Source organism: Brenneria uluponensis (assembly GCF_032395385.1).
Lineage (GTDB): Bacteria > Pseudomonadota > Gammaproteobacteria > Enterobacterales > Enterobacteriaceae > Prodigiosinella > Prodigiosinella aquatilis.
The window spans coordinates 1,857,337-1,879,811 of the sequence record NZ_CP135917.1 but is presented as its reverse complement, the minus strand read 5'-3'; the positions used below and the strand labels follow the sequence as shown (position 1 = coordinate 1,879,811).

The window sequence follows — 22,475 nt, the reverse complement described above, 5'->3', positions numbered from 1 at the left end:
CTTTAGTAGTACACCCAACGTTTACCCATCAAGGTATTAAGGAGGGTGAGCACACCCGTTATCAGCAGAATAATCAGTGACGTTGCCGCAGCTGGTCCCATGTTGTATTGCTCGAATGCCTGCTGATAGAACAGATAAAGCAAGGTTCGGGTGGTGCCACTTGGCCCGCCCTGAGTCAGGATCTGAAACTGGTCAAACGCTTGTATCGCCGTGATCATATTGACGATCACCAGAAAAAAAGTGGTGGGAGAAATCAGTGGTAGCGTGATTTTGAAAAAACGCGTCATCGGGCTGCAACCATCAATTAATGAGGCTTCATAGAGCGATACGGGGATCTTGTTCAGCGCGCTGATATAAAACAGCATGGTCCAGCCAATGGCCTGCCAAACGGTCACAATAATAACCGCCACCATCGCGCTATTGCCGTTTTCCAGCCAGGGAATCGGGGTAATGTGCATCCTGGTGAGTAGCAGGTTGGCCAGACCGTTCTTGGTTTCGAACACCCAAGACCACACAATTGAAACCGCCACGGTTGGCGTGATCCACGGCGAGAAAATGACGGCCCGGTAAAACTGACTGCCGGCAAATTTCTTATGCAACAACAGGGCAAACATCAATCCGAGGACCACGGTTGGAATGACCACGCCCAGCGCGAACCAGAAGGTATTAAGCAACGCCTGATGAAAGCCGCTGTCTTCCAGCATGTACTGATAATTATCAAAACCAACGTAATGATAATGAGGCGAGATATAGTCCCAATCGGTAAAACTGATATAGACACTCCAGCCAAAAGGAATCAGCCAGAAAGTCAGCAGCGGCACCATCAAAGGCGCGATAAATATCAGCACCCTGATCTTCACCGTCAATGATTGAAAATTTATCTTCATGGGACGCGCTGCTGTTGTTATGTGTTGGGCATATCCTATGCAGCCTCTATGACAGACTTGTTTGCCGTGACGTTATATTTTCCAATACCAGTCATAAGATTTTATTGGGGGATAATGGTGTGAGGATCAGAAACTATAGGGGGAGTTGACTAATTTTGCTGATGTAACCAGTCACAGAAAAAGTTCACTTTGGCATCCCGCTTGTTGGCCGTGATCAGATAATGACCGGACTCTGAAGGCATCGAACCCGGTAACGCTTCAACCACATACCCGGCCTGCAAATCTCGCGCCGCGACAAGCGAACGCACCAGTAGTATCCCAATCCCCTGCTTTACCGCTTCCAGGGCATGCAGAGAGTTACTTAATTCCAACTGAATATTGGGGGCGACAGGCACCATCTTGTTATGTGCCAACCATTGCATCCAGCTCTCTTCATAGCCTTTAACCTGAATGGCCGGTAATGAAGACAAGTCGCCTTTTGATAACGCTTCGGCATGCAGGGCTTTAAAGCAAGGCGAGCACACCATCAGCCATGACTCCTGAAACAACCGCTCAGCACGGGTATGTTCAGTTTCGATAAAACCGTTGGTAATTTCCACGTCGGCATCAGTACAAGGTTCACGGGACGGCCAATCCACCAGGGTGAGATCCAGACGGATAAACGGGAACTTGGTAATAAAATCGTTAAGGTTGGGGATCAGCCAGTTATGACCAATGGAATGATTGGCTTTAACGCGCAAAACATCAGGTTGTTGCTTACCAAACAGCACTTCCGTCTGTAGTCGCAAGTGCTGCAAGGAGCCAGTCACCACCGGCAGGTATTGCTGGGCCACCGCCGTCAATACCACACCTCGCTGGCTACGCTCAAACAGGGCGCAGTCGAGATAATCCTCCAGGCTTTTCAACTGCTGGCTCACGGCGGCCTGGGTGACATGCAGCTCTCTGGCCGCCGCGCCAATAGAACCCAATTTCGCGACCGTCTCAAAAGCCACCAACGCGCGTAATGACGGTAACATGTTTTTTCCCCTTATAAAAAAGCAGGATAATTCAGCGCACTGACACTCTGATTACCAGCAGAAAGTAAGATGGATAAAACAATATCCTGTAAATCCAGGCAAATATATAAACACCCTTTCATGACAAATTGGGTATCCGCGGTTCTGAAAGAACAGTCACAGCCATATATATCAGTCTTCACAACTGAATAACCAGTATCAGTATTGCATGTAGTCCTCTTTCATCTATATGCGGACATGGCCTAAAACGGACATGGCCTAAAAAGCACTGCGCCATAATCCATGCTGACTACAGTAACAAAAAGCGCAAAAACCGCGCTTACAATTGAACTTGCAGCGCTTGCCCTTACAGACAGCGCGGTCGCAATAGACATAGGCATCCTTTTCCGCCAGCGAAAATAGTGCTGACGGCAGATCGCCGGGCAACATGAATTTGATTTGTCCTCCCTGAAAGGTATAGAGGTAAATCCATTCAAGATAATGTCCGGTTTCCATCGGGTGAGGCGGTTCACCTACCGTGACAGACAAGGCGTTGGAGTCGAAGCCGCCGGATACAACCATGGTGATACGGTGAATACCGGCCAACGACGAATCCGCCTCCTGCGCCACCAACTGCGACATGGGTGTACCACAACAGGAGACTGGCGTAACCGCTTCCGACAGGGTTGTCTGTACGACCAGTCGCCGACACTGCCCACAACGATAGAAGATCGGTTCTGGTACGATAAACCCCGGTTTGGTGCTATTCCTGATCCGGGTACTGCGTTGTGCGGTCTTCGTGGTTTTCCATGCCGGGGAAGGCGATATCATTAGTACCTCCTGTCAGACAGAAAATGGGGATCAGGGTGATAATGACCATTATCAATTAGCGTCCTGGTTGTCTGCCGCACCGCCTGTTATTTGTCCTCGTATTGTTTGAGGATCTGGCGTGCGGAGATATAAACCATAATCTCATCAGTGCCGCCGCCAATACGGTTAACCCGGACATCACGCCAGAAACGGGAAATCCGGCTGTCATCGGTGTAGCCGAGACCGCCCAGGATTTGCATGGCGTCATCCACCACTTCACAGGCGGACTGGGCGCAATAGACCTTGCACATCGGCGCCGACAAACGCATCGGCAAACCGTTATCACACTCCCAGGCCACGCGGTAGACGAAGTTTTTCATATTCTGGATTTTGATGGCCATTTGGGTCAGTTTGAGTTGAATCATCTGGAACTGGCCGATAGTCTTTTCAAACTGAACACGCTGATTGGCATAGCGGGCCGCGTCTTCGAAGGCGCATTCCGCCACCCCTAACGAATGAGCGGCTATCACCAACCGTTCGATTTCGAAGTTTTCCATCATGTGGATAAACCCCCAACCCTCACGGCCGACCATATCCTCTTCCGACACTTCCACGTTATCGAGGAACACTTCGCAATTGCTGATCATATGCCAGCCGACTTTATGCAGGTCATTGCGCTTGACGCCGGGGGAGTTCGGATCTAACCACCACAACGTAAAGCAACGTTTAGGGTCTTGCGGTTCCGGGTTGCGCGCCAACACCAGCATGTAGGGAAGATCTTTAGCGCCAGTGATAAAAGTCTTTTGCCCATTGAGGTACACCTTGCCATTTTTACGGGTGTAGAGGGTGGCAATGCGGTTATTGTCCGACCCGGCTTGCGGCTCGGTAAAGGCCAGAGAATAGGCTGGAATCCCGGTCAAACCGGCTTGTGCCGTTTTAGCCAGTTGTTCGGCGTTGCCGAAACACCGCATATTGTGGATACATTGCCCTTCCGTCATGATGTAAGCAGGCGCGCCCATGCGGGCAATTTCTTCCAGCACCAGCATCTGCGTTTGCATATCCGCTGGTACACCGCCTAATTCTTCAGGAATGCCCAACAAACTGATGCCGCTGTCCGCCAGTGCCGTGAAAAACTCTCGCGGGAATCGACGCTGCTCATCGCATGCCTTGAAATACGTTTCGGGGAAATCACGGCTGATAAGTTCCCGAACGCTGGTGAGCAGCAATTCCTGTTCTTCGGTTAGAGCAAAATCCATAATGACTCCTGTTGATGTCTGGTCCGGAAATCCATCAATGACAGTACCTTCTGCAAGGCATTTTTTATTACCCCCTATTTATTGTCCCGGGCGTGAAATTATTCATGGCAATATAACAGGAAGAATAAATCTATTGACCAGCAACAGAATAAAACTCCCAGAAATAATAGTGGATAGACAATTTTGATAATCACCAGGACAAAACGAACATTATTTCTTATTTCCTCATTTAAAAAGAAAGATTTTAATTTTTATTTCATTTACTACAAATAGCCATTTTAAGTAACAGCGCTATCAGCGTAAAAACGACGACACAATCTCAATAAAGAGAATAAATAACAACCACACCAACAGAATGACCAATCAATGTATTGATATATAACAATATAATCACACATGTTCGATTTGTCCTATATTATGATCTAAATGTCAATGGTTTGAGTTAATATGCTGTGCTTATACTCAACATGAAACGAAAGGAAATAATGAAGCCGGGAGAAGTGGCGTTTTACATTATACAACATGAATAATTTACCTGATCCACTGGCTTATTTGTTCTTATGTTGAGAATTAATTGATAATGCGTAGAGGCAAGCATATGGCAATATTATCAGAACGTACGCTGGCAGAGTTAAAGGAAAGAATTCGGCGAGTAACAGAAAACGATCTTGAAGAATTGCAACTGGAAGTGGAAAGAACCAATGTTTTTCCCGATGCCTATTATGATATCTGTCGGAAAAACGATTTATTCCGGTTAGCCATTCCCGAGGAATACGGCGGCATGGGTCTCAACTGTGAGCAGTTTTTTTCTGTCATGGAAGAATTTTGTCGCGGACCAGGCGGAATGCGCATGAATCTGCATCATGCCAACGGGCTAAACTGGCGCATCCTCTACGATCATGGCGCCGAGGATCTGCGGGCAAAGTGGCTGCCAAAACTGGCCAATAAAGACGCCTATATCAACTTTGCGCTGACCGAAGCCGGATGCGGATCGGGTGCGGATATCCGGACTACTGCGGTGCGTAAAGGCGACAAATATATTCTTAACGGAACCAAAACCCTGATCTCCCACACCGATATCTCCGATGCGTCCTATGTCATCGCCGTCACTGATGAGAACAAGCGCAAGAAAGGCGGCCTGACCGCCTTCTTTGTGGAAACCAGCACCCCTGGCTACTACATCGATCCGATGCCCCACATGATGGGTTGCCGCGGTGCCGGTCATGCCTATTTGCGCTTTGAAAACTGTGAAGTCCCAGCGCACAACATCATGGGCAAGGAGGGCGACGGACTGGATATCTTCATGAACGCGCTGGCCCACTCCCGCGCCATGATCGCCGTGACCTGTCTGGGTATGTCCCAACGCTTTCTGGAACTGGCGATCACCCGCGCCAGAGACCGTGTCACCTTTGGCAAAGCGCTGATTGCCCGTCAGGCCATTCAGCAAACGCTGGCGGATATGGGAACTCAGGTACATGCACTGCGCGTCATGCTACGTGACTGTGCTCAGAAATTCGATCGCGGCGAAGACATTGAAATGGTCTCCGCCATGTGCAAACTGCACGGCATCGATACCGTGCGTACCGTCTCCGATAGCTGTCTGGAAATCTTTGGTGGTATCGGTTATTTCGAAGACAACCCCTACGGGCCGGTAGAAAGAATGTATCGGGATGCCCGTGCGCTGTGGTTCGAAGAGGGCCCGCGTACTGTACAGCGGCTGACCATCGCCCGCCCACTGATTGAGAGCCGCGGCGTGATCAAATGATGCGTCCGTGAACGATAACGAAAAACCTCATGGCCGCACCGTAACAAACGACGGGCGGCCATTTTTGATCCATGTGGGAGTCATCATGAGCACATCAATAGGGTCTCGACGCTGGTGCATTGTCACTTTGCTGATTATCGATTATTTCGTCATGTTTGTGGCCAGAAGCAGCATGTCCATGTGCGGCCCGATTCTGATGCAACAGTTCGGTTGGAGCGCCACCGAATTTGGCTGGGTTTCCACCGCCTTCTTTATCGGTTATGCCATTACCATGCTACCATCGGGCATGTTGTCCGATCGTCTCGGCGGTGGCATTGTGTTGATGATCGGTACGCTGTGGTGGGCGGTATTCACTTTTCTGACGCCGTTGGGCACCACGCTCGGTTCCATGATGGCATTACGCATTCTGGTGGGCATCGGGCAAGGCGTACTGGTGCCGGCCAACTTTTCACTTTTGTCGAACTGGGTGCCAAAAAGCGAATCCGGCAAAGGCACCGGCTTATTGCAGGTTGGCTGCCCTGCCGGCATTGCGGCGGCGATGATTATCGCTGCCTGGATTATCCAGACCTGGGGGTGGCAACACGTGTTCTATCTGTTAGCCGTACCGGGTGTTGTCTGGTGTCTATTATGGCAGCGACTAGGGAAAAACCGTCCTCAGGAAGATCCTCGTGTCAGTCCGGCTGAACTGGCCTATATCGTAGCGGGGCAGAAACCTGACGCCAATGCATCAGGGAATACGGAAATACCGCTGACCAAACGGGACATCTTCTCCACCCCCTCGGTCTGGTGTTGCTCGCTGGGCTATTTCTGTACCAACTACCTGTTTTTTCTGTTCATGACCTGGCTGCCTACCTACTTCGCCATGGGCCGCGGCATCAACCTGAAACAGAGCGCCATCTTGTCAATGCTGCCGTATCTGGTGGCCATTATCGCCTATCCGCTGGGCGGGATTGTGACAGACGGCGCCGTCCGGCGACTGGGACAGAATGCCGGCAGGAAGCTGACCCCCATCGCCGGGCTGCTACTGGCCGGGATGTTTCTGATCCTCGGTACCCGCGCCAACAGTCTGTGGAATGCGGCGGCGCTAATCTCGGCATCCAACTTTTTCCTGTGCTTTACCATGGGGGCACACTTCTCAATACCGATGGTTTTTTCCCAGAAGAACACAGGAATGCTGGTAGGGCTTAACGGTGTGTTCGGCACCACCGCCGGCATTCTCGCCCCGGTGTTTTCCGGTCTGATCATCGACCTGACCGGACAATATGAATATGCCCTCTATCTCGGCGCTACCATCGCCATTGTCGGCGCACTGTTCATGTGGATGGCGCGCATTCAGCCTATTACCGGCAAGAGCAGACATACACACTCATTGCATCAGGCAGGTTAGATGGTTTTCGTCTAAATAAGGCCATACTTATCAATAATGTCTTCGCTCGCGAGAAAGGCTTCACAGCGGACGAGCCCAACAGGCCAATCGGCTAGCTGTCAATATATAACCGGGTATCCGTTTTAAAGCCGGAACAAAAAGGGAATCATGATGACTACCACCATTCCTGCTTATGCGCTTTATGGCGAACAATTTGAATTGAGCTGGGAGAATTTCTTCAATGTGGAACGTCTGTCTTTCCGTTCCAGAACATTGGATTGGAAAGTGTCTCCCCACGTACACGAATCCTTACTGCAATTGCTACTTATCCAGCAAGGGGACGTTGACGTCCTGTTGAATTATACCCGTTTCAACGCTCATGCGCCGTGCCTCATTCTGGTGCCGGCACAGACCATCCACGGCCTTGAATATACCCCGGATTCCGAGGGGTTGACGATTACGGCATCCCAAAAACCGCTGGAATCGGTGGTAAGCCTGCTGGCGCCCAATGTCATGAAACTGATTGCGACTCCGTGCATCATTTCACTGGCGCAGGCACAGGATAACCGTGATGTTGTAGAGGATTATTACCAGGCCATGCTGCGCGAACTGCGTATTCCGAACATCAATCAGATCGCCATGGGGGTGTCGTTGTTGACGTCGTTGTTTCTGCATCTGGCCCGGATTAGCGGGCAGGTTGTCGAACCACAGGAGTATGAAGTTTGCTCGCGCAAAACGACGCAGATTAACAAGTTTTTGCAGTTGGTCGATCATCAGTTTCGTCAACGGCTATCGGTCAATGACTACGCTTGCAAGATGAGCATGTCGCCGGGTCACCTTTCACGTTTGTGTCGTGTGACGCTCGGTATGTCGAGTCTGGATGTGATTAACATGCGCGTGATTCAGGAAGCCCAGCGTGAACTGGTCTATACCGCCAAAACCATCAAGCAACTGGCAGCGGCTCTGGGGTTCAATGATGAAGCCTATTTCACACGTTTCTTTCACAAACATGTAGGTGTCAGTCCCACACAATTTCGTGAGTTGGCCGTGCGGCAGATTGTTTTATCAGAGACCATCTCCGATGTCTCGGCCACCGATGGTCTTAAAAGCGGCTTTGCTGACGTAGAAGGATCACAACCGATAGCGCTTGTGTAATGAGGAAGTCAGTACGCCAGTTTTCGCAGAATATTCTCCGGCGCCAGTATATCGGCGTCGGAGATAAATGACGTCAGACCATATCGAACAGCTACCCATCAACCCATTTCATAGGGACAGCAAGGAACCCGGCGTCATCGAACTTGCCGTCGCTGGCTCGCCAGATGTTGCAGGCGTCAACCCGAGGCGCTGGATAATATCTTGTCGCAGCAAATATTTCTTGATTTTCCCTGATGCAGTGCGGGGAAGATTATCCACCACGACCAGATATTCAGGATATTTATACTTGGCGACGCGCTTACGGCCGAAGAAGGCGATGACGTCCTCCAACGTTAACTTGTGGGAAGGTTCTTTCAACACCACATACGCACAAGAACGCTCGCCCAAACGTTCGTCCGGCATCGCGACGATGCCCGCCTCGCGCACGTATGGATGTTCCAGCAGAATCTCCTCCACTTCACGGCTGCTGATATTCTCACCACCACGGACAATGATATCTTTCTTCCGGCCAGTGATTTTGATGTACCCCTCCTCATCCATTCGACAGAGGTCACCGCTGTAGTACCAACCGTCATCATCCAGCGCTCGAGCAGTCAGTTCGGGTTCATCCAGATATCCCATGAAGACATTGGGGCCGCGGGAGGCTTCCTCACCTTCTTCACCACGAGGAACCAGCGAGCGATCTTTACTGACGACTTTGATTTCGACACCGGGAGCGGCGATACCATCAGTATTGATCACGCGGGACAGCGGATCGTCGAGCTTAACGACAGCATGGGGCGAGCTTTCCGTCGCGCCGTAGACGCTCAGCAATTTGATGCCAACCTGTAGACAATCGCGGGTGATTTTTTTCGGGATAGTGGTACCGCCGCACAGAAAGAAACGCAGTGAAGACAGGTCACAATGCTGTTGTTGTACTGTGCACAACAAGTCATAGACAAACGGGGTTGCTCCCATGACGCAAGTACATTTTTCCTGTACCAGTAAAGTGAGGCAATGCACCGGGTTAAAAATATCCAGCAGCACACTGCGGGCGCCGATGAGAAACGGCGCGGTAACGCCGTGCAAAAAGCCGGTGGCATGGGCCAGCGGCGCGGGCATCAATATCGTATCCAGCCAACTCAGATTCAATGTTGCGCAATAGGCGCGTTCGCTGGCCAGGATATTGTTATGAGTAAGCATAACGCCCTTGGGAACCCCTTCCGTACCGGAAGTAAACAACACCGCGGCCAGCTGATCGCCATGCACCTTGATCGGATATTCCAGCGGTGGATAGTCTTGCAACACCTGACTGAGCGACGTAGCCGAGAGAGCGGGAGCAAGTTTATCAACCACCACCACCTGTTCTAGATACGGGAGTTGGCGACGAAGAGGCGTAATCATCTCCATCGGACAGGTATTCTTGAATTTCGTCGGTACGAACAATACGCGGGCCTGGCTCTTATTGAGCGTCCAGATGAGTTCCGTCTCACGGTAAGCAGGCAACAGGGGAACCGAAACAGCACCGGTTTTCAGACAGGCCAGGTAAATCAGCGTGAATTCACACCAGCCGGGGAGTTGAAAGGCAACCCGGTCTCCTGGCTGAATGCCGCAGGCCAGCAGATAAGTAGCCAGACATCCTGCCGCGCGATCCAGTTCGGCATAAGTATATGAGGCTCCCTGATTATCAATAACGGCGTTTTTTTCGGGAGCCGCTTTCACCGCCTGATGCCAGTAGTCGGCGAGTGAGGCGTCTCCCCAGTAACCTTGTTGTCGATATAATTCCCTGCGTGCAGCGTTGAATTTTATTGTGACAGTCATTGATTTTACTCAGTTATAAACAGTCCTTCCACCGCGTAATGCCATGCGCTCACCCCAATGATCGGGAGAGAAATACCGGCGGTTCCCAGAAAATGTCTCACGCCTGGATTTCACTCTGTATCCCGCATTTACGTGAAGGCACAACGTGGCACTGCGCCATATCGACAATCGACGATACGGCGGACAATACCTATCCTCTTTATCGAGGGACGCCCGCTTTCCGGCGGAGAGAATTAGCCGAAACGGAACTCAATGCCAAAGGTGCCCTGCGGATATTCCCATTTCTTGAGGATCGTATCGCCGCACAGCACTCGACAAGTGCCGCATTCCAGACATCCCGCATAGTCAAAGTGAATATTGCCTTCGCTGTCCTGCTTGTAGAGACCTGCCGGGCAAGCATTAAGCAACTTGCGGAATTGCTCCCTATCCGGATCATCGACCAGGACAATATGCGGGTTGCTTTCGTCCACCCGGAACTTGTTGACCCCCAGTTTCACGTCCACATTTACCGTATTTTCACTGCTCATAGTGCACTCGCCCCCTTGATGCCATCCTTCAGCAGATTCATCAGCCCGACCTGCTTGGCCCGGCGCAATATTTTCGATCGCACGGGTTGGCTGGGGCTGCCATCAATAATGAACATATCGGTCATGATGTCGGCGATCATCCGCGGATATTGAGTAAACATGCGCGGATTTTCCATCATCGCCGGCACCTTGCGATAGCGGTGCATATCCTGTAGCACAAAACTTTGCTCCAGTGTTTTCCGGTAACTCATCAATTGGTTGGCGGAAAAGTCCTGATGGTGTTTCGCGTCGATAGCGGTCAGGGCAGCGGCTTCCGCTGAAGCGATAGCCAAATCCATACCCCGCACGGTGTAACCCAGATTCAGGCAGAGTCCCGCGGCATCCCCGACAATCATGACGCCGTCATCTACCAGCTGCGGCACCATCTCCAGACCACCTTCCGGCACCATGTGCGCAGAATATTCCAGCATGGTTCCGCCCTGAATAAGCGGACGAATAGCGGGATGCTGTTTAAAATCCTCCAGCATCTGCGGTACGCTTTTGGTAGCATGCGCCATGTCGCCCAACCCGCAGACCAGTCCCAGCGAGACAGAATCCCGATTGGTATAAAGGAATCCGCCGCCCATCAGACCGTTAGACGGCGAACCAGCGAATAGCCAGGCAGCCCCCTCGCCAGCAGGAAGGTTAAAACGGTCTTCTATCAGGGATGGCGACAGGGATATCAGTTCTTTAACGCCGACGGCATAGTGATGAGGCGCTGATGCCGGCACCATTCCAATCGATCGGCCAAGAAGCGAGTTAACGCCGTCGGCCAGAATAACGATGTTGGATTCCAGCGACTCCTCACCGGCCTGTACACCGATCACCCGATTACCGTCCCTGAGCAGCGAATCGACCCGGACACCAGGGATGAACTGCACACCGGCCTCTTCCGCTTTTTCCATCAGCCAGGGGTCGAACAGGTTACGCAGTACGGTGTAAGAGGCTTTCGGTGGTATATCCGGTTGCTCGCTATGGAAATCCAATGTGACGGCGCTTTCATCGGTGAGAAACGAGATCTTCTCTTTGGTGACTTTGCGCTCGACAGGCGCTTCTTGCGCAAAGCCCGGCATGATTTTTTCCAGACTGTGTGCATACAGACGCCCGCCGGTCATATTTTTACTACCCGCGGTGTTGCCACGCTCAATGACCAAAACATCCAGCCCGGCTTTCGCCATGACATAACCCGCCACACAACCGGCTACGCCAGCGCCGACCACGATGGCATCAAATTTTTCTTCCGACATTATTTCGGCTCCCTATCCCGCCGCGATATCCGTCATCTTCTACGTTGCAGACGTCTTCACTTCCTGCAATCCGTAATCAATTCGATATAACGTGGCGGGATTTGTGTCATTAACGGGTCAAGTGCTCAATAAGGGCGGGAACCACTTTATAGATGTCCCCAACCAGGCCATAGTCGGCATATTTGAAAATAGGCGCGTTCTTGTCTTTATTGATGGCGACGATGGTTTTAGCGCCGTTGCCCCCAACCATATGCTGAATCTGGCCGGAAATACCCAGCATCAGATAGAGATCGGACTTCAGCAGCACCCCGGACACGCCGATGTAACGTTCACGTTCCATCCAGTGTTCACCTTCCGCGATCGGACGGGAACAACCGACTTCCGCCCCGATCGCCGTCGCCAGTTCCTGTACCATGCGCAGGTCATCCTGAGAGACCAGGCCACGGCCCACACCAACGACACGTTTGGCTTTACTCAAGTCGACACTGCTCAAAGATTTGGCACGACGCTCTTTACACAAGATTTCCTGACGTGGCGTGACATAAGCGGCCTGATAGACGGGACAGTCATGGGAAGGATTAGCCGTGATAGGTTCCATTACACCGGGCGCCAGAGTGATAATGGCGATCGGTGTGTTGATTTTTTCGCTACCGAATGCCAGCCCCCCGTACATACGGTGTTCGACACAGGTGCCTTCATCGCTGACCGTTAATGACGTAACGTCGTTAACCACTGCCGCATCAAGCAAGATACTCAATCTGGCGGCCAACGCTTTACCACGTTTCGTCGCGGATAGCAGAATCAGTGTAACGGGACGAGACTGAGCGGCTGGTTTCTCCACAATAGAAGCCACGGTTTCAGCATAGTTTTCTATACGCTGCTGAGCGGACTTTTCCCCCAGCACATAAAGCATATCCGCACCCAGCGACTTAATGCCAGGCACAGTATCAGCATCCTGTACCAGTACGTTGACATGCTCACCCCACTGGCGTGCGCCAGCCAACAATTCGGCGTAGCGATCGATATTGTCGCTGAACACCCATACATTGGTTAATTTACTCATGATGATTTTTCTCCATCCCGGGTTAGTTCAGCACTTTTTTCAGATGTTCCGCCAATTCGCTAATCGCTTCTGGCGCATCACTTTCAATGATGATGTGTTTACGCTCTGCCTGCGGTGGCACATGGATATGAGTCAGTTCGGTAAAAGGCGGCGTTGGCGTCCAGCCAATATCGGCGGCCTTCCACTGCGTTACCGGTTTTTTCCCGGCGCCGAGGATAGCTTTCATCGACGGGATTTTGGGAACATTAATATCTGAAGTAACACAGAGCACCGCCGGAAGCGGTAGTTCCAGAATTTCCACTTCATCTTCCAGGGTACGTTCAACCAGAATATGGTTATCAACCACCTGAATATTGCTGACGGCATTAACAGTGGGAAGTTGCAACATTTCACCGACGAGCAAGCCGACCTGTTGGGCATATAGATCGCCTGAACCTTCGCCAAACAGTATGAGATCGAAGTCGATTTTACTGGCGGCGGCAGCCAACGCCGCGGCGGTATCTTTAGGGAGCGAGTGCTCCAGATATGCATCCTGAACCAGGTAAAGCGCATGTGGACCGCGTGACAATACGTCTTTACGCACCTTGGTATTTTCCAGAAACTTGCCGCCCACACTGAGCGCCATTACCTGACCATCAGTGCCAGCCAGTTGGGTGGCCGCTTCGATGGCATTCAGGTCAAACTGACTGATTTTGGCATCAGCGCGATCAAAATTGAGCGTCCGCTCTGCGGTAACCACAATGTCTTGCTCTTCGGGTACCAGCTTGAAGCAGGTTATAATTTTCATGGTATCTCCTATCGGCAATAACAGATATTTGAATTAATGGTGAAGGTTTGCATACCTGAATGATGACGCAACAGGCTAATACAACAATTCAGAGAGATGCCAATCGCTGGCAATAAAGGAAAAGGAGATACTTTTTGTTGATTCATATTTTTCTCCGGTTAAAAATATATATCCACTTAATATATGAAGTAAGTTTCTTTACTTCCCTAATGACCGTTTATTAGATAAAAATCATTTATCTCAAGGAAGTAGACAAAATTCATGGTGATATATTGATACTGCTCCGAAGAAAAAACGACATGATAATATGTTTTAGTTACCAACTATCTTGCAAAAAAAGTGTTATCTAACTCAACCCGGTAGCTATTTGTTTTTATCCCACGTAATGAATTGGTGTATAAAATAAGGCAGATATTAAACATGAGACTAATGCGCAAAAAGAGATGAAAAAACAAGATGTGACGCACATCATAAATATGATTATTTCTTTTAAAAAAAACATTATTAAATTCAGTTAAAAATGAAATTACGTTCATATTGTAAATTCAATGTGGCAAACATGTATATTATTGATTAGCTCAATGTGTAGGTCAGAACCAGTAAATTGATTAATTTCTGTAACAGTGGCATGTTTTATAGTACGTCTGGACCGGCGTACTATCTTGCATGACATACAAACAATCTTGTTTTCGTGCGCCAGGTTCATGTTATAACTATCTTCGCTTACTATATATATCCTAAATAATTCGAGTTACAGAAAGACAACAGCCGGGCCAATCCTCAAGCGATAGCATAGTAAGTAAGCGACTGGGCAGCCAACGCTTCTGCGACGTGAAGCATGGGGTATGTCGTGCCACTCAATGGTTGTCTTAGACCTTACGGTTCAATGTGGAGGTAGTCATGTATCAACGCTGGTTTGACAATAAAACGAATGCCATATTCGAAAATGGACTGACACCTAAACTCTCTCGATATGTTATTAGCGACGATCCCAACTGGGAATCCGGTCATCATGTGCATGAAGTGGAAACCGAACTGATCTATGTAAAAAAAGGGCTTGTCAACCTGACGATTGATTCATCGAATTATGTTGCTCAGGAGGGCGACATTATTGTCATCGAACGCGGTTGTTTGCACTCCGTGGCTTCTGATGCCACATTACCCGCAACGACCTATACCTGTGCAGTTTATGATTTCAAGATTACTGGTCTTGAGGAAAATAGGATAATGCAGCCAAACTCATGTCCTATTGTTTCAATAGCAAAAAATAAAAATGTTATAAAAAATATTTTCCATGAAATCAGTATGTTATTACCTCAGCAAATGAATGGTCTCTCATCACCCGTCTATGATGCATTTGGTTATGTTCTCACCGTCATGTTTTATGAGAACTTCAAGAGTGCGTATCGAACTGACTCAGGACATATAATAAAAGATGTATTGGTAAAAGATATCCTGGTTTATTTAAACAACAATTACAGAGAAAAAATCACCTTAGATCAACTCGCAAAAAAATTCCGTGCCAGCGTCAGCTATATCTGCCATGAATTCACCAAAGAGTACCATATATCACCAATAAACTATGTTATTAAACGCCGAATCACGGAAGCAAAGTTTTCGTTAACTAACACAGAGTTATGCCTGAATGAAATTTCTTTCAGGGTCGGATATGAGAATGTCGATCACTTCACAAAATTATTTATTCGGCATGTGGGTTGTTCTCCTTCTGAATACAGAAAACAGTTCAAAAACGATCTCAATGGGCTGGAATATATAACAGAGTTTGGCGAACGCCCAGAAGTGTTAATTTAAGTTTATACCCCACATAATTCGAGTTGCAGGAAGGCGGAAAGAGAGTGAATCCCGAGGAGCTTACTCAGGTAAGTGATTCGGGTGAACGAACGCAGCCAATACACCTGCAACTTGAAGTATGACGGGTATAGTGATAGATATTCTAGTGCTAATATCACCCCCGACCTTTCTCTGCGAAAGGGAAACTGGGGAAGCTATTAATAGTAAAACGCCTGAATTTCTCAGTAAGTTGAACCCGTTCACCCCATCGGGGATGAACGGGGATGGCCAAATACGACTACTTATTCTGATAATCTTTCAGAATCTGGCGCCCGGCAATATAGATCATGATTTCATCAGTCCCACCGCCAATTCGTTCACAACGAACATCGCGCCAGAAGCGGGAAACGCGGGCATCATCCGTATAACCCAATCCACCCATGATCTGAATTGCGTCATCAATCACTTCAAGCGCGGTACGCGCACAATACAATTTACAGAGTGCGGCACTGGTTCGTAATGATTGATGCATATCGGCTTGCCATGCCACTTTCAATACCATGTTGCGCATGTTTTCGATTTTTATCGCCATTAAAGCCAGTTTTTCCTGAATCATCTGGTTATGGCCGATAGGTTTGCCAAACTGAATGCGCTGGTTGGCATATTTGGCCGCATCTTCAAATGCACACTCGGCAAAACCGGTACTGCGAGCAGCATTGATAAGACGTTCCATTTCAAAGTTATACATCACATTCAGAAAACCCATGCCCTCTTCACCGACCATGTCGCTTTCATCAACCTCGACATTATCCAGATAGACTTCACAGGTGCTCAGCATATGCCAGCCAATTTTATGCAACGGGTTGATTTTGATGCCTGGACTGTTCGATTCCACCCACCAGAGCGTGAACGCTTTTTTCGGATCTTTTGGTTCAGGATCCCGCGCCAGCACCAACATGTAAGGGTATTCTTTGGCCCCGGTAATAAAAGTCTTCTGACCATTCAAATACACTTTGCCGTTCTTGCGAGTGTAGGCTGTTGTCGCGCTATTGTTGTCTGACCCGGCGCCGGGTTCAGTGAGTGCCAGCGCATAAGCCGGGTCGCCGGTGGCCAATGTGCTTTCCGCCGTTTTCCGCAACTGTTCTGGCGAACCGAACCTTCTCATACTGTGAATACATTGCCCGTTGGTGATCAAAAATGCGGGAGCACCACATTTTGAGACTTCCATCAACGCAAGCATCTGTGTCACATAATCAGCCGGAATACCATTATATTCCTCTGGCACACCTAATAGAGAAATACCATTGTCAGATAACGCCTTCATGAATTCTTTGGGATAAGTTCCCGTTTGGTCGCATGTTCTGAAATATTCTTCAGGGAAATTATTGGTAATAAGTTCCCGAATACTTGCCAACAGCAACTCTTGCTCTTCGGTTAAACCAAAGTCCATATTCTGTACTCCTATTATTTATCTACTTCAGGTAAAACAAATCCCATGACTTTGTCATAAAACATTCTTTCATCCATCAGTTTCAAGTCACTGGATATGATTGGCTTGAAGTCCATTTGAGATAGAATATCTTTTTCCAGATCAACACCGGGCGCAATTTCAATCAAATGTAATCCATCTTCTTTTAACGTAAATACCGCGCGTTCAGTGATATAGCGAACATCCAGCCCACGTTCCAGTGCTATTTTTCCACTGAATGTTATTTCCGGTATCTCTTTTATAAATTTTTTGACTTTCCCTTCCTGAACAATTTTTAGTTTTCCTTCACTAACTTCTGTTTTTAAGCTACCCGCCGTCAATGTTCCGCAGAATATAATTTTCTTCGACGTCGCACTGATATCAATAAACCCGCCCGTGCCCATAATTTTCCCATTAAATTTATGAACACCGACATTACCGTGCTGGTCTATTTCAGCAAAACTTAAATAACAAACATCCAGTCCACCACCATGATAGAAGTCAAACTGGGAGGTCATATCCAGAATAGCGCGGGTATTAACATTAGCGCCGAAAGCGACCCCCTGAGTGGTAATGCCGCCAATAGGGCCGGTTTCTACCGTCAATACGAAGTCATCAGCACAGCCCTCCTCTCTAGCAACCAGACCAATGCCGTCAGCAATACCAACGCCTACGTTTCCCACGGCCCCTTTGCGCATTTCAAACAACGCACGCCGTGCAACCAGTTTGCGCTGATTCAGTGGAATATCCATTCTGGTACTGTCGTCAAGCACAAAATCACCAGAAATAAACCGATTAACGGGCGCACCGCCATAAAGCTGCGTCTGAGCCGAATCGACAACCACGATATCGACAAGGTAGCCAGGGATCCTGACTGATTTGGGATGAAGCGTCGCTTTCTTGACCATCTTCTGCACTTGCATCATCACAATACCGCCATTGTTATGCACGGCTTGCGCGATCACTAACGCGTCCAGATACATCACTTCATCTTCAAATGAGGCATAACCTTCGCTATCACATGTCGTGGCGCGGATAAAGGCAACATTAGGTGCGATGGCCTTATAGAAGAGATACTCCTGATTGTCGATTTCAATCAGTTTGATCAAATCTTCTTTGGTCACTTCATTGAGCTTCCCACCTTGCTGTCGTGGGTCAACAAACGTACCGATACCGATATCGCTCAAAACACCGGGTTGATGGGCGGCTGAAGCCCGGATAGTCTGCGTCAAAACACCTTGCGGGTAGTTATAGGCGATAATCTTGTTTTGTTCGGCCAACTCGGAAATACGTGGCGATTGCCCCCAATGGCCGCAAAGCGCCCATCTCACCAAACCTTCCTGGGCCAGTGGGCTAATTCCTTTTTCTGCCCGGTCACCCAAACCCGTTGGACTGATTAAAGAAAGATTTCGAGGCGATTGTGTATTTTTATAACGTTCAGATAAAGCCGTAATTAATGTTGTGGCTTCAAGAATGCCGCCACCAGCCCCCAAGACACAAAGTGTGGCTTCATCCGGAATATATTTCACAGCGTCTTCCGCAGACAACACCGGGACTCTACCATTAATTCTTTTCGGTTTTTCCAGTTTCATAGGTACTCCTAATCATGATCGAGTTTATTTTTCTCAATCACCTAAAAATATAAGACACTTCACTACAGCTTAAATAACCGAGATAATCTATACCCGTCATACTTCAAGTTGCTGGTGTGTTGGCTGCGCTCGTTCACCCGAATCACTTATCTGAATAAGCTCATCGGGATTCACTCTCTTGCCGCCTTCCTGCAACTCGAATTATTTTGGGTATATATAGCCACGAAAAATGCCATAAAAGTGCCTATCACTTACTTAAATGATTATTTTATACGCCCAATAAACCATCTATTGCAGGACATTAATACACCTACAGACTGAGTGCCAATATATATCTATCCAAGAACCACGAAGGTTCTTGAATAAATAGTCAACCACAGATTGTTTTATGACTGATGTAATATATTTAAAACCGTTCTTAATTCTTTAATTGCTATCTGCCCAGGAGCAGATGCTTTTTTCAATGCTCCGAATGTTGCTGCTGACCCAAATACTTCACCCGATAGGCGAGAAATGATACCGGATTGCGACATAGACATCGTAATAATGGGGCGATCCGCATATTTTTCACTCATTTCCAGTGTGGCTGACAGCAACGTCACCACATCGGTCTTGTTCTGTGGCATCAGGGCGATTTTGGGAATGTCCGCTCCCAACGTCTGCATTTTGCACAAACGCTTGATAATTTCGTCTTTAGGCGGCGTTTTATGAAAGTCATGGTTGGACATAATGACTTTCACCCCTTTGGCGTGAGCATGTTCTATTGTGGCACTCACCAGTTGATCGCCGGTAAACAGCTCCAGGTCAATCATATCCACCAGCCCGCTATCAATAACCGCTTTATTCAGGGAAATGTATTCATCGGGCGCGATGCTTTTTTCACCCCCTTCTTTTGCGGTACGGAAGGTAAAGAGGATCGGTTTGTCGTGAATAATACTCCGGAGTTTACGGGCGGCATCGATAACGCTATCGATATGTTTCACATCATCAAAATGATCGATACGCCATTCCAGGATATCAAAGCCAAAATCTTTGTAATATTGCGCTTCCGACTCAACCAGTGGCACATTTTTTCCCATTAATGACACAATGATTTTCGGCGCACCTTCACCTATTACCAGATTTTTCACGGTTACGGTTTTCATTCTTTTCCCTTACATTAATGCGTTATGGTGGACATCAGCCAGTGTGAACACGAACAACGCCCAGATAATGTTGCTGGCAACCTGGACGAGTAGTGATCCGTTCCGTTCAGGTGCCATACTGTAGCGACTGGCAACATAAAATAATCCAAACCGGATTACTATGCGTTAAACCCCATGGCCTTTTTAATATATTCCAACGGAAAATCTTTCCCCGTCCAAAGTTTAAACTGTTCTGCGCCTTGCCATAATAACATTCCATAGCCATCGACCGTTTTACAGCCAGCATCCATTGCCATTTGCAATAGCTTGGTGATATGCGGGTTGTAAACGCACTCGGAAACCAGCAAGTCTGGACGCAACATCGATTTGTCACTGACGATACATTCATTTTCCAGCGGTTTCATACCCAATTTCGTACCATTGGTCAAAATATCCGCGCTGGCAATGGCATCGGCAAACGCTTTCTGGTCAGCCAGATCATGAACCGTAATAGTACAATCAGTGTTGTCATTCACCCGTTTTGCAAAGGCAACCGCTTTTTCATAGAACTCATCCTTGCGGTTAAACAACATGATTTCCTTAATTCCTTCGATTGCGGCCTGGGCGCCGATAGCCGTAGATGCGCCGCCAGCGCCGACCAACACCATTTTCTTACCTTTAATATCAAAGCCGCTTTCTTTGATAGCCCGGATATGCCCGGTACCGTCGGTGTTATAGCCGGTAAGATAACCATCATCGTTCACAATGGTATTGATGGCGCCCACCAGTTTGGCGGCTGGGGTTAACTCATTCACATACTCACAAGCCAGTTGCTTATTCGGCATGGAAACACCGGTACCACGCATTTTTAACGCCTTCAGCCCTTCGATTGCTTTACCAAAACACGTATTGTCAACTTCGAAAGCCATATAGGTATAAGGTAAGCCAACCTTTTCCAGTGCTTTATTCTGCATTTCAGGTGATAAACTGTGTCTGATGGGGTAAGCCATTAATCCAATCAGTTCATATTTTGCAGTTACATCCATTAGAAACTCCTTAATTTATTCTCTCAATTTAACGCAAAGTTCATTAAAAACGTATTTCTCATACAATGCGTTATTTATAAATGCAGTGGTTTTCCGTCTTCTTTTCTTATTATAAAAAAGCGCTCTCCCAACCGCACATCATTAGCTGGTATATTGAATATTTTATAGTAACGAACAAAAACAATTATCGCGGTGATAAAGGCTAATATAGCGAATGCGACATCCAGTAATATAATGTAATTCAATCCGATTTCTGATAAATATCCGGTAATCAGTGGAATAAGGAAGTTTGACAACCCGCCCATCAACATATAGAGGCTAGTCACCCTGGCCTTACTTTTCGGGAAGAATTCGGACATGACGGAAACGCCGAGTTGCAGCAATCCACCGGCGGCGGAGAAACCAATGATGAAGGAACCAACATTACAGACGAGCGATGATGGATACAGATAGATCACGATACCGGCCGCTACGGCTAATCCAGAATTGAACACATTAGCCCAAACGGGACGGACCATTCTTTTTAACAGCAAGGCAAAAACGAACACGCACACTAACGAGCCTATACTGTAGTAAGAGATTGTTTTCAATGCGTCAGCTTCTGCCATACCCGCATAGGCCATTGCATATTTGGGCATCCAGACAACAATCACATAAAACGTTGAGAATATGGCGACACCAAACACAATTGAGGCGACCCCTTCAAGCCATGCCAGCGGCTTTTGGTTCATCTGTGGCAAGTCTTTGGTAATATTGGCGTCAACCAGCTGGCTGGGGAACTTACTCTTAAGCAGTAGTAACGTGACAAAGATAAATAGAATACCTGGGATGATGATACCGTAGCCATACCAAATATGATTCACCAGTAAATAACCGACTAATAACGGATAGAACATCTGACCGAAAGAGACCATAGCTTTGATCAGAATGACCGCAGAACCGGATGTTTTGGGGTAACATTCCATTAATGCCGGGTATGCACCGGTATCCAATGCCGCATTCGCTACACCGACACAGACGGCCAGAATAAATGCAACGATCAAGTTAGGGCTGGCGGGAATACCGAAGAAGAACACGATATATAAGATGACACCCAGCAGGATCACGAAACGTCTACCAAACTTGTCAGATATTACGCCGAAGAATAGGATACTGATCAGTCGACCCAATCCTATACCTGAAATCAGGTAGGCAATACCGGCATTATCGGTGCCAAACTTTGTGGCCAAAGGGGTCATATTCTGTGCCAAGGTAATGACACTGACGCCATGAAGAAAATAGCTCAGATATATACCTATGACAGCTAATAAAAATGGCGCATTGAAGGCCTTATTCTGGCTCATTCTTTTCTCCGTTTATAGTTAATGTTTTTATTACTCATTTCCTGATGTCTTACTTCACATTTTTGTTCTTTATTTACCCTGGCTTCATATATTTTATAAAATTTTACCAAATTAATATTCATAGTTAATGTATAAAATAAAGGAAACAATTAATACGTAATATAAGGTTTTTGTTGTCAACTTTATTGCACGCAATCAAGGAAGGGAGTGTCGATCTTTGTTGAGGATTTGTTTGTTATTTTACAAAAAAAGCACATTATGCAGATAAAATACCATCACGAGATACACCAACATAATAAATAAATACTGAGAGATGGATCAAAATTATTTTTTGTTCCCGAGTAAATAACATAAGTTTTTTTGTAAAAGAGGCTAATCAGGAAAAAAAATAACATTTTTAATGTGAATGAATAA

Annotated in this window: 18 protein-coding genes; 4 read left to right on the top strand and 14 right to left on the bottom strand. The window is 47.7% G+C overall.

What is annotated here, in order from left to right:
- Window positions 1-2: 2 nt before the first annotated feature.
- The 4 genes from RS889_RS08570 to RS889_RS08555 all read right to left on the bottom strand — a co-directional run bounded on the left by RS889_RS08570 (window position 3) and on the right by RS889_RS08555 (window position 3,948).
- Window positions 3-887 (bottom strand): carbohydrate ABC transporter permease, encoded by an 885-nt coding sequence (locus tag RS889_RS08570; RefSeq protein WP_315710254.1) that lies wholly within the window; start codon window positions 885-887, stop codon window positions 3-5.
- Window positions 888-1,036: 149 nt separating this feature from the next.
- Complete coding sequence (locus tag RS889_RS08565) at window positions 1,037-1,903, bottom strand: LysR substrate-binding domain-containing protein (protein WP_021016506.1); 867 nt, start codon at window positions 1,901-1,903, stop codon at window positions 1,037-1,039.
- Between the two features lie 258 nt (window positions 1,904-2,161).
- A complete protein-coding gene (locus RS889_RS08560; RefSeq protein WP_315710253.1) occupies window positions 2,162-2,713 on the bottom strand; it encodes a desulfoferrodoxin family protein in 552 nt (183 codons plus the stop codon).
- 86 nt (window positions 2,714-2,799) lie between these two features.
- Window positions 2,800-3,948 (bottom strand): acyl-CoA dehydrogenase, encoded by a 1,149-nt coding sequence (locus tag RS889_RS08555; protein ID WP_315710252.1) that lies wholly within the window; start codon window positions 3,946-3,948, stop codon window positions 2,800-2,802.
- Between the two features lie 598 nt (window positions 3,949-4,546).
- On the opposite strand from RS889_RS08555, the gene RS889_RS08550 reads away from it, so the two are divergent.
- The 3 genes from RS889_RS08550 to RS889_RS08540 all read left to right on the top strand — a co-directional run bounded on the left by RS889_RS08550 (window position 4,547) and on the right by RS889_RS08540 (window position 8,234).
- On the top strand, window positions 4,547-5,713 hold the full coding sequence (locus RS889_RS08550; RefSeq protein WP_021016509.1) for an acyl-CoA dehydrogenase family protein: 1,167 nt from the start codon (window positions 4,547-4,549) through the stop codon (window positions 5,711-5,713).
- A gap of 85 nt (window positions 5,714-5,798) precedes the next feature.
- Window positions 5,799-7,100: an MFS transporter gene (locus tag RS889_RS08545; protein WP_021016510.1), complete on the top strand. Its 1,302-nt coding sequence runs from the start codon at window positions 5,799-5,801 to the stop codon at window positions 7,098-7,100.
- A 147-nt stretch (window positions 7,101-7,247) separates the two neighbouring features.
- The gene (locus tag RS889_RS08540; RefSeq protein WP_315710250.1) at window positions 7,248-8,234 is read left to right on the top strand and encodes a helix-turn-helix domain-containing protein; all 987 of its coding nucleotides are present in this window, start codon (window positions 7,248-7,250) and stop codon (window positions 8,232-8,234) included.
- Window positions 8,235-8,342: 108 nt separating this feature from the next.
- On the opposite strand, the gene fadK is transcribed toward RS889_RS08540, so the two are convergent.
- The 5 genes from fadK to RS889_RS08515 all read right to left on the bottom strand — a co-directional run bounded on the left by fadK (window position 8,343) and on the right by RS889_RS08515 (window position 13,697).
- Complete coding sequence (fadK, locus tag RS889_RS08535) at window positions 8,343-10,034, bottom strand: medium-chain fatty-acid--CoA ligase (RefSeq protein WP_315710249.1); 1,692 nt, start codon at window positions 10,032-10,034, stop codon at window positions 8,343-8,345.
- Window positions 10,035-10,267: 233 nt separating this feature from the next.
- A complete protein-coding gene (locus tag RS889_RS08530; RefSeq protein WP_021016513.1) occupies window positions 10,268-10,561 on the bottom strand; it encodes a ferredoxin family protein in 294 nt (97 codons plus the stop codon).
- Window positions 10,558-11,847, bottom strand: coding sequence for an FAD-dependent oxidoreductase (locus RS889_RS08525; protein ID WP_315710248.1), 1,290 nt, complete (start codon window positions 11,845-11,847; stop codon window positions 10,558-10,560). Before RS889_RS08525 ends, RS889_RS08530 begins: the two co-directional genes overlap by 4 nt.
- A gap of 109 nt (window positions 11,848-11,956) precedes the next feature.
- Window positions 11,957-12,910, bottom strand: coding sequence for an electron transfer flavoprotein subunit alpha (locus tag RS889_RS08520; protein WP_315710247.1), 954 nt, complete (start codon window positions 12,908-12,910; stop codon window positions 11,957-11,959).
- A gap of 22 nt (window positions 12,911-12,932) precedes the next feature.
- A complete protein-coding gene (locus RS889_RS08515) occupies window positions 12,933-13,697 on the bottom strand; it encodes an electron transfer flavoprotein (RefSeq protein WP_315710246.1) in 765 nt (254 codons plus the stop codon).
- A gap of 900 nt (window positions 13,698-14,597) precedes the next feature.
- Between RS889_RS08515 and RS889_RS08510 the strand changes: the two genes are divergently transcribed.
- A complete protein-coding gene (locus tag RS889_RS08510) occupies window positions 14,598-15,509 on the top strand; it encodes an AraC family transcriptional regulator (RefSeq protein ID WP_021016518.1) in 912 nt (303 codons plus the stop codon).
- Between the two features lie 277 nt (window positions 15,510-15,786).
- On the opposite strand, the gene RS889_RS08505 is transcribed toward RS889_RS08510, so the two are convergent.
- From RS889_RS08505 to RS889_RS08485, 5 genes are all read right to left on the bottom strand, one after another.
- The gene (locus RS889_RS08505) at window positions 15,787-16,938 is read right to left on the bottom strand and encodes an acyl-CoA dehydrogenase (RefSeq protein ID WP_021016519.1); all 1,152 of its coding nucleotides are present in this window, start codon (window positions 16,936-16,938) and stop codon (window positions 15,787-15,789) included.
- Between the two features lie 14 nt (window positions 16,939-16,952).
- The gene (locus tag RS889_RS08500; protein WP_021016520.1) at window positions 16,953-18,548 is read right to left on the bottom strand and encodes an acyl CoA:acetate/3-ketoacid CoA transferase; all 1,596 of its coding nucleotides are present in this window, start codon (window positions 18,546-18,548) and stop codon (window positions 16,953-16,955) included.
- Between the two features lie 386 nt (window positions 18,549-18,934).
- Window positions 18,935-19,693, bottom strand: coding sequence for a type I 3-dehydroquinate dehydratase (aroD, locus tag RS889_RS08495; protein ID WP_315710244.1), 759 nt, complete (start codon window positions 19,691-19,693; stop codon window positions 18,935-18,937).
- A 158-nt stretch (window positions 19,694-19,851) separates the two neighbouring features.
- Window positions 19,852-20,718, bottom strand: a complete 867-nt coding sequence (ydiB, locus tag RS889_RS08490; RefSeq protein WP_021016522.1) for a quinate/shikimate dehydrogenase — start codon at window positions 20,716-20,718, stop codon at window positions 19,852-19,854.
- 74 nt (window positions 20,719-20,792) lie between these two features.
- The gene (locus RS889_RS08485; protein ID WP_021016523.1) at window positions 20,793-22,061 is read right to left on the bottom strand and encodes an MFS transporter; all 1,269 of its coding nucleotides are present in this window, start codon (window positions 22,059-22,061) and stop codon (window positions 20,793-20,795) included.
- Window positions 22,062-22,475 lie beyond the last annotated feature (414 nt).

Coding starts and splice junctions, on each gene's coding strand:
- RS889_RS08570 (WP_315710254.1), bottom strand. CDS start 887: ATGAAGATAAATTTTCAATCATTGACGGTGAAGATCAGGGTGCTGATA.
- RS889_RS08565 (WP_021016506.1), bottom strand. CDS start 1,903: ATGTTACCGTCATTACGCGCGTTGGTGGCTTTTGAGACGGTCGCGAAA.
- RS889_RS08560 (WP_315710253.1), bottom strand. CDS start 2,713: ATGATATCGCCTTCCCCGGCATGGAAAACCACGAAGACCGCACAACGC.
- RS889_RS08555 (WP_315710252.1), bottom strand. CDS start 3,948: ATGGATTTTGCTCTAACCGAAGAACAGGAATTGCTGCTCACCAGCGTT.
- RS889_RS08550 (WP_021016509.1), top strand. CDS start 4,547: ATGGCAATATTATCAGAACGTACGCTGGCAGAGTTAAAGGAAAGAATT.
- RS889_RS08545 (WP_021016510.1), top strand. CDS start 5,799: ATGAGCACATCAATAGGGTCTCGACGCTGGTGCATTGTCACTTTGCTG.
- RS889_RS08540 (WP_315710250.1), top strand. CDS start 7,248: ATGATGACTACCACCATTCCTGCTTATGCGCTTTATGGCGAACAATTT.
- fadK (WP_315710249.1), bottom strand. CDS start 10,034: ATGACTGTCACAATAAAATTCAACGCTGCACGCAGGGAATTATATCGA.
- RS889_RS08530 (WP_021016513.1), bottom strand. CDS start 10,561: ATGAGCAGTGAAAATACGGTAAATGTGGACGTGAAACTGGGGGTCAAC.
- RS889_RS08525 (WP_315710248.1), bottom strand. CDS start 11,847: ATGTCGGAAGAAAAATTTGATGCCATCGTGGTCGGCGCTGGCGTAGCC.
- RS889_RS08520 (WP_315710247.1), bottom strand. CDS start 12,910: ATGAGTAAATTAACCAATGTATGGGTGTTCAGCGACAATATCGATCGC.
- RS889_RS08515 (WP_315710246.1), bottom strand. CDS start 13,697: ATGAAAATTATAACCTGCTTCAAGCTGGTACCCGAAGAGCAAGACATT.
- RS889_RS08510 (WP_021016518.1), top strand. CDS start 14,598: ATGTATCAACGCTGGTTTGACAATAAAACGAATGCCATATTCGAAAAT.
- RS889_RS08505 (WP_021016519.1), bottom strand. CDS start 16,938: ATGGACTTTGGTTTAACCGAAGAGCAAGAGTTGCTGTTGGCAAGTATT.
- RS889_RS08500 (WP_021016520.1), bottom strand. CDS start 18,548: ATGAAACTGGAAAAACCGAAAAGAATTAATGGTAGAGTCCCGGTGTTG.
- aroD (WP_315710244.1), bottom strand. CDS start 19,693: ATGAAAACCGTAACCGTGAAAAATCTGGTAATAGGTGAAGGTGCGCCG.
- ydiB (WP_021016522.1), bottom strand. CDS start 20,718: ATGGATGTAACTGCAAAATATGAACTGATTGGATTAATGGCTTACCCC.
- RS889_RS08485 (WP_021016523.1), bottom strand. CDS start 22,061: ATGAGCCAGAATAAGGCCTTCAATGCGCCATTTTTATTAGCTGTCATA.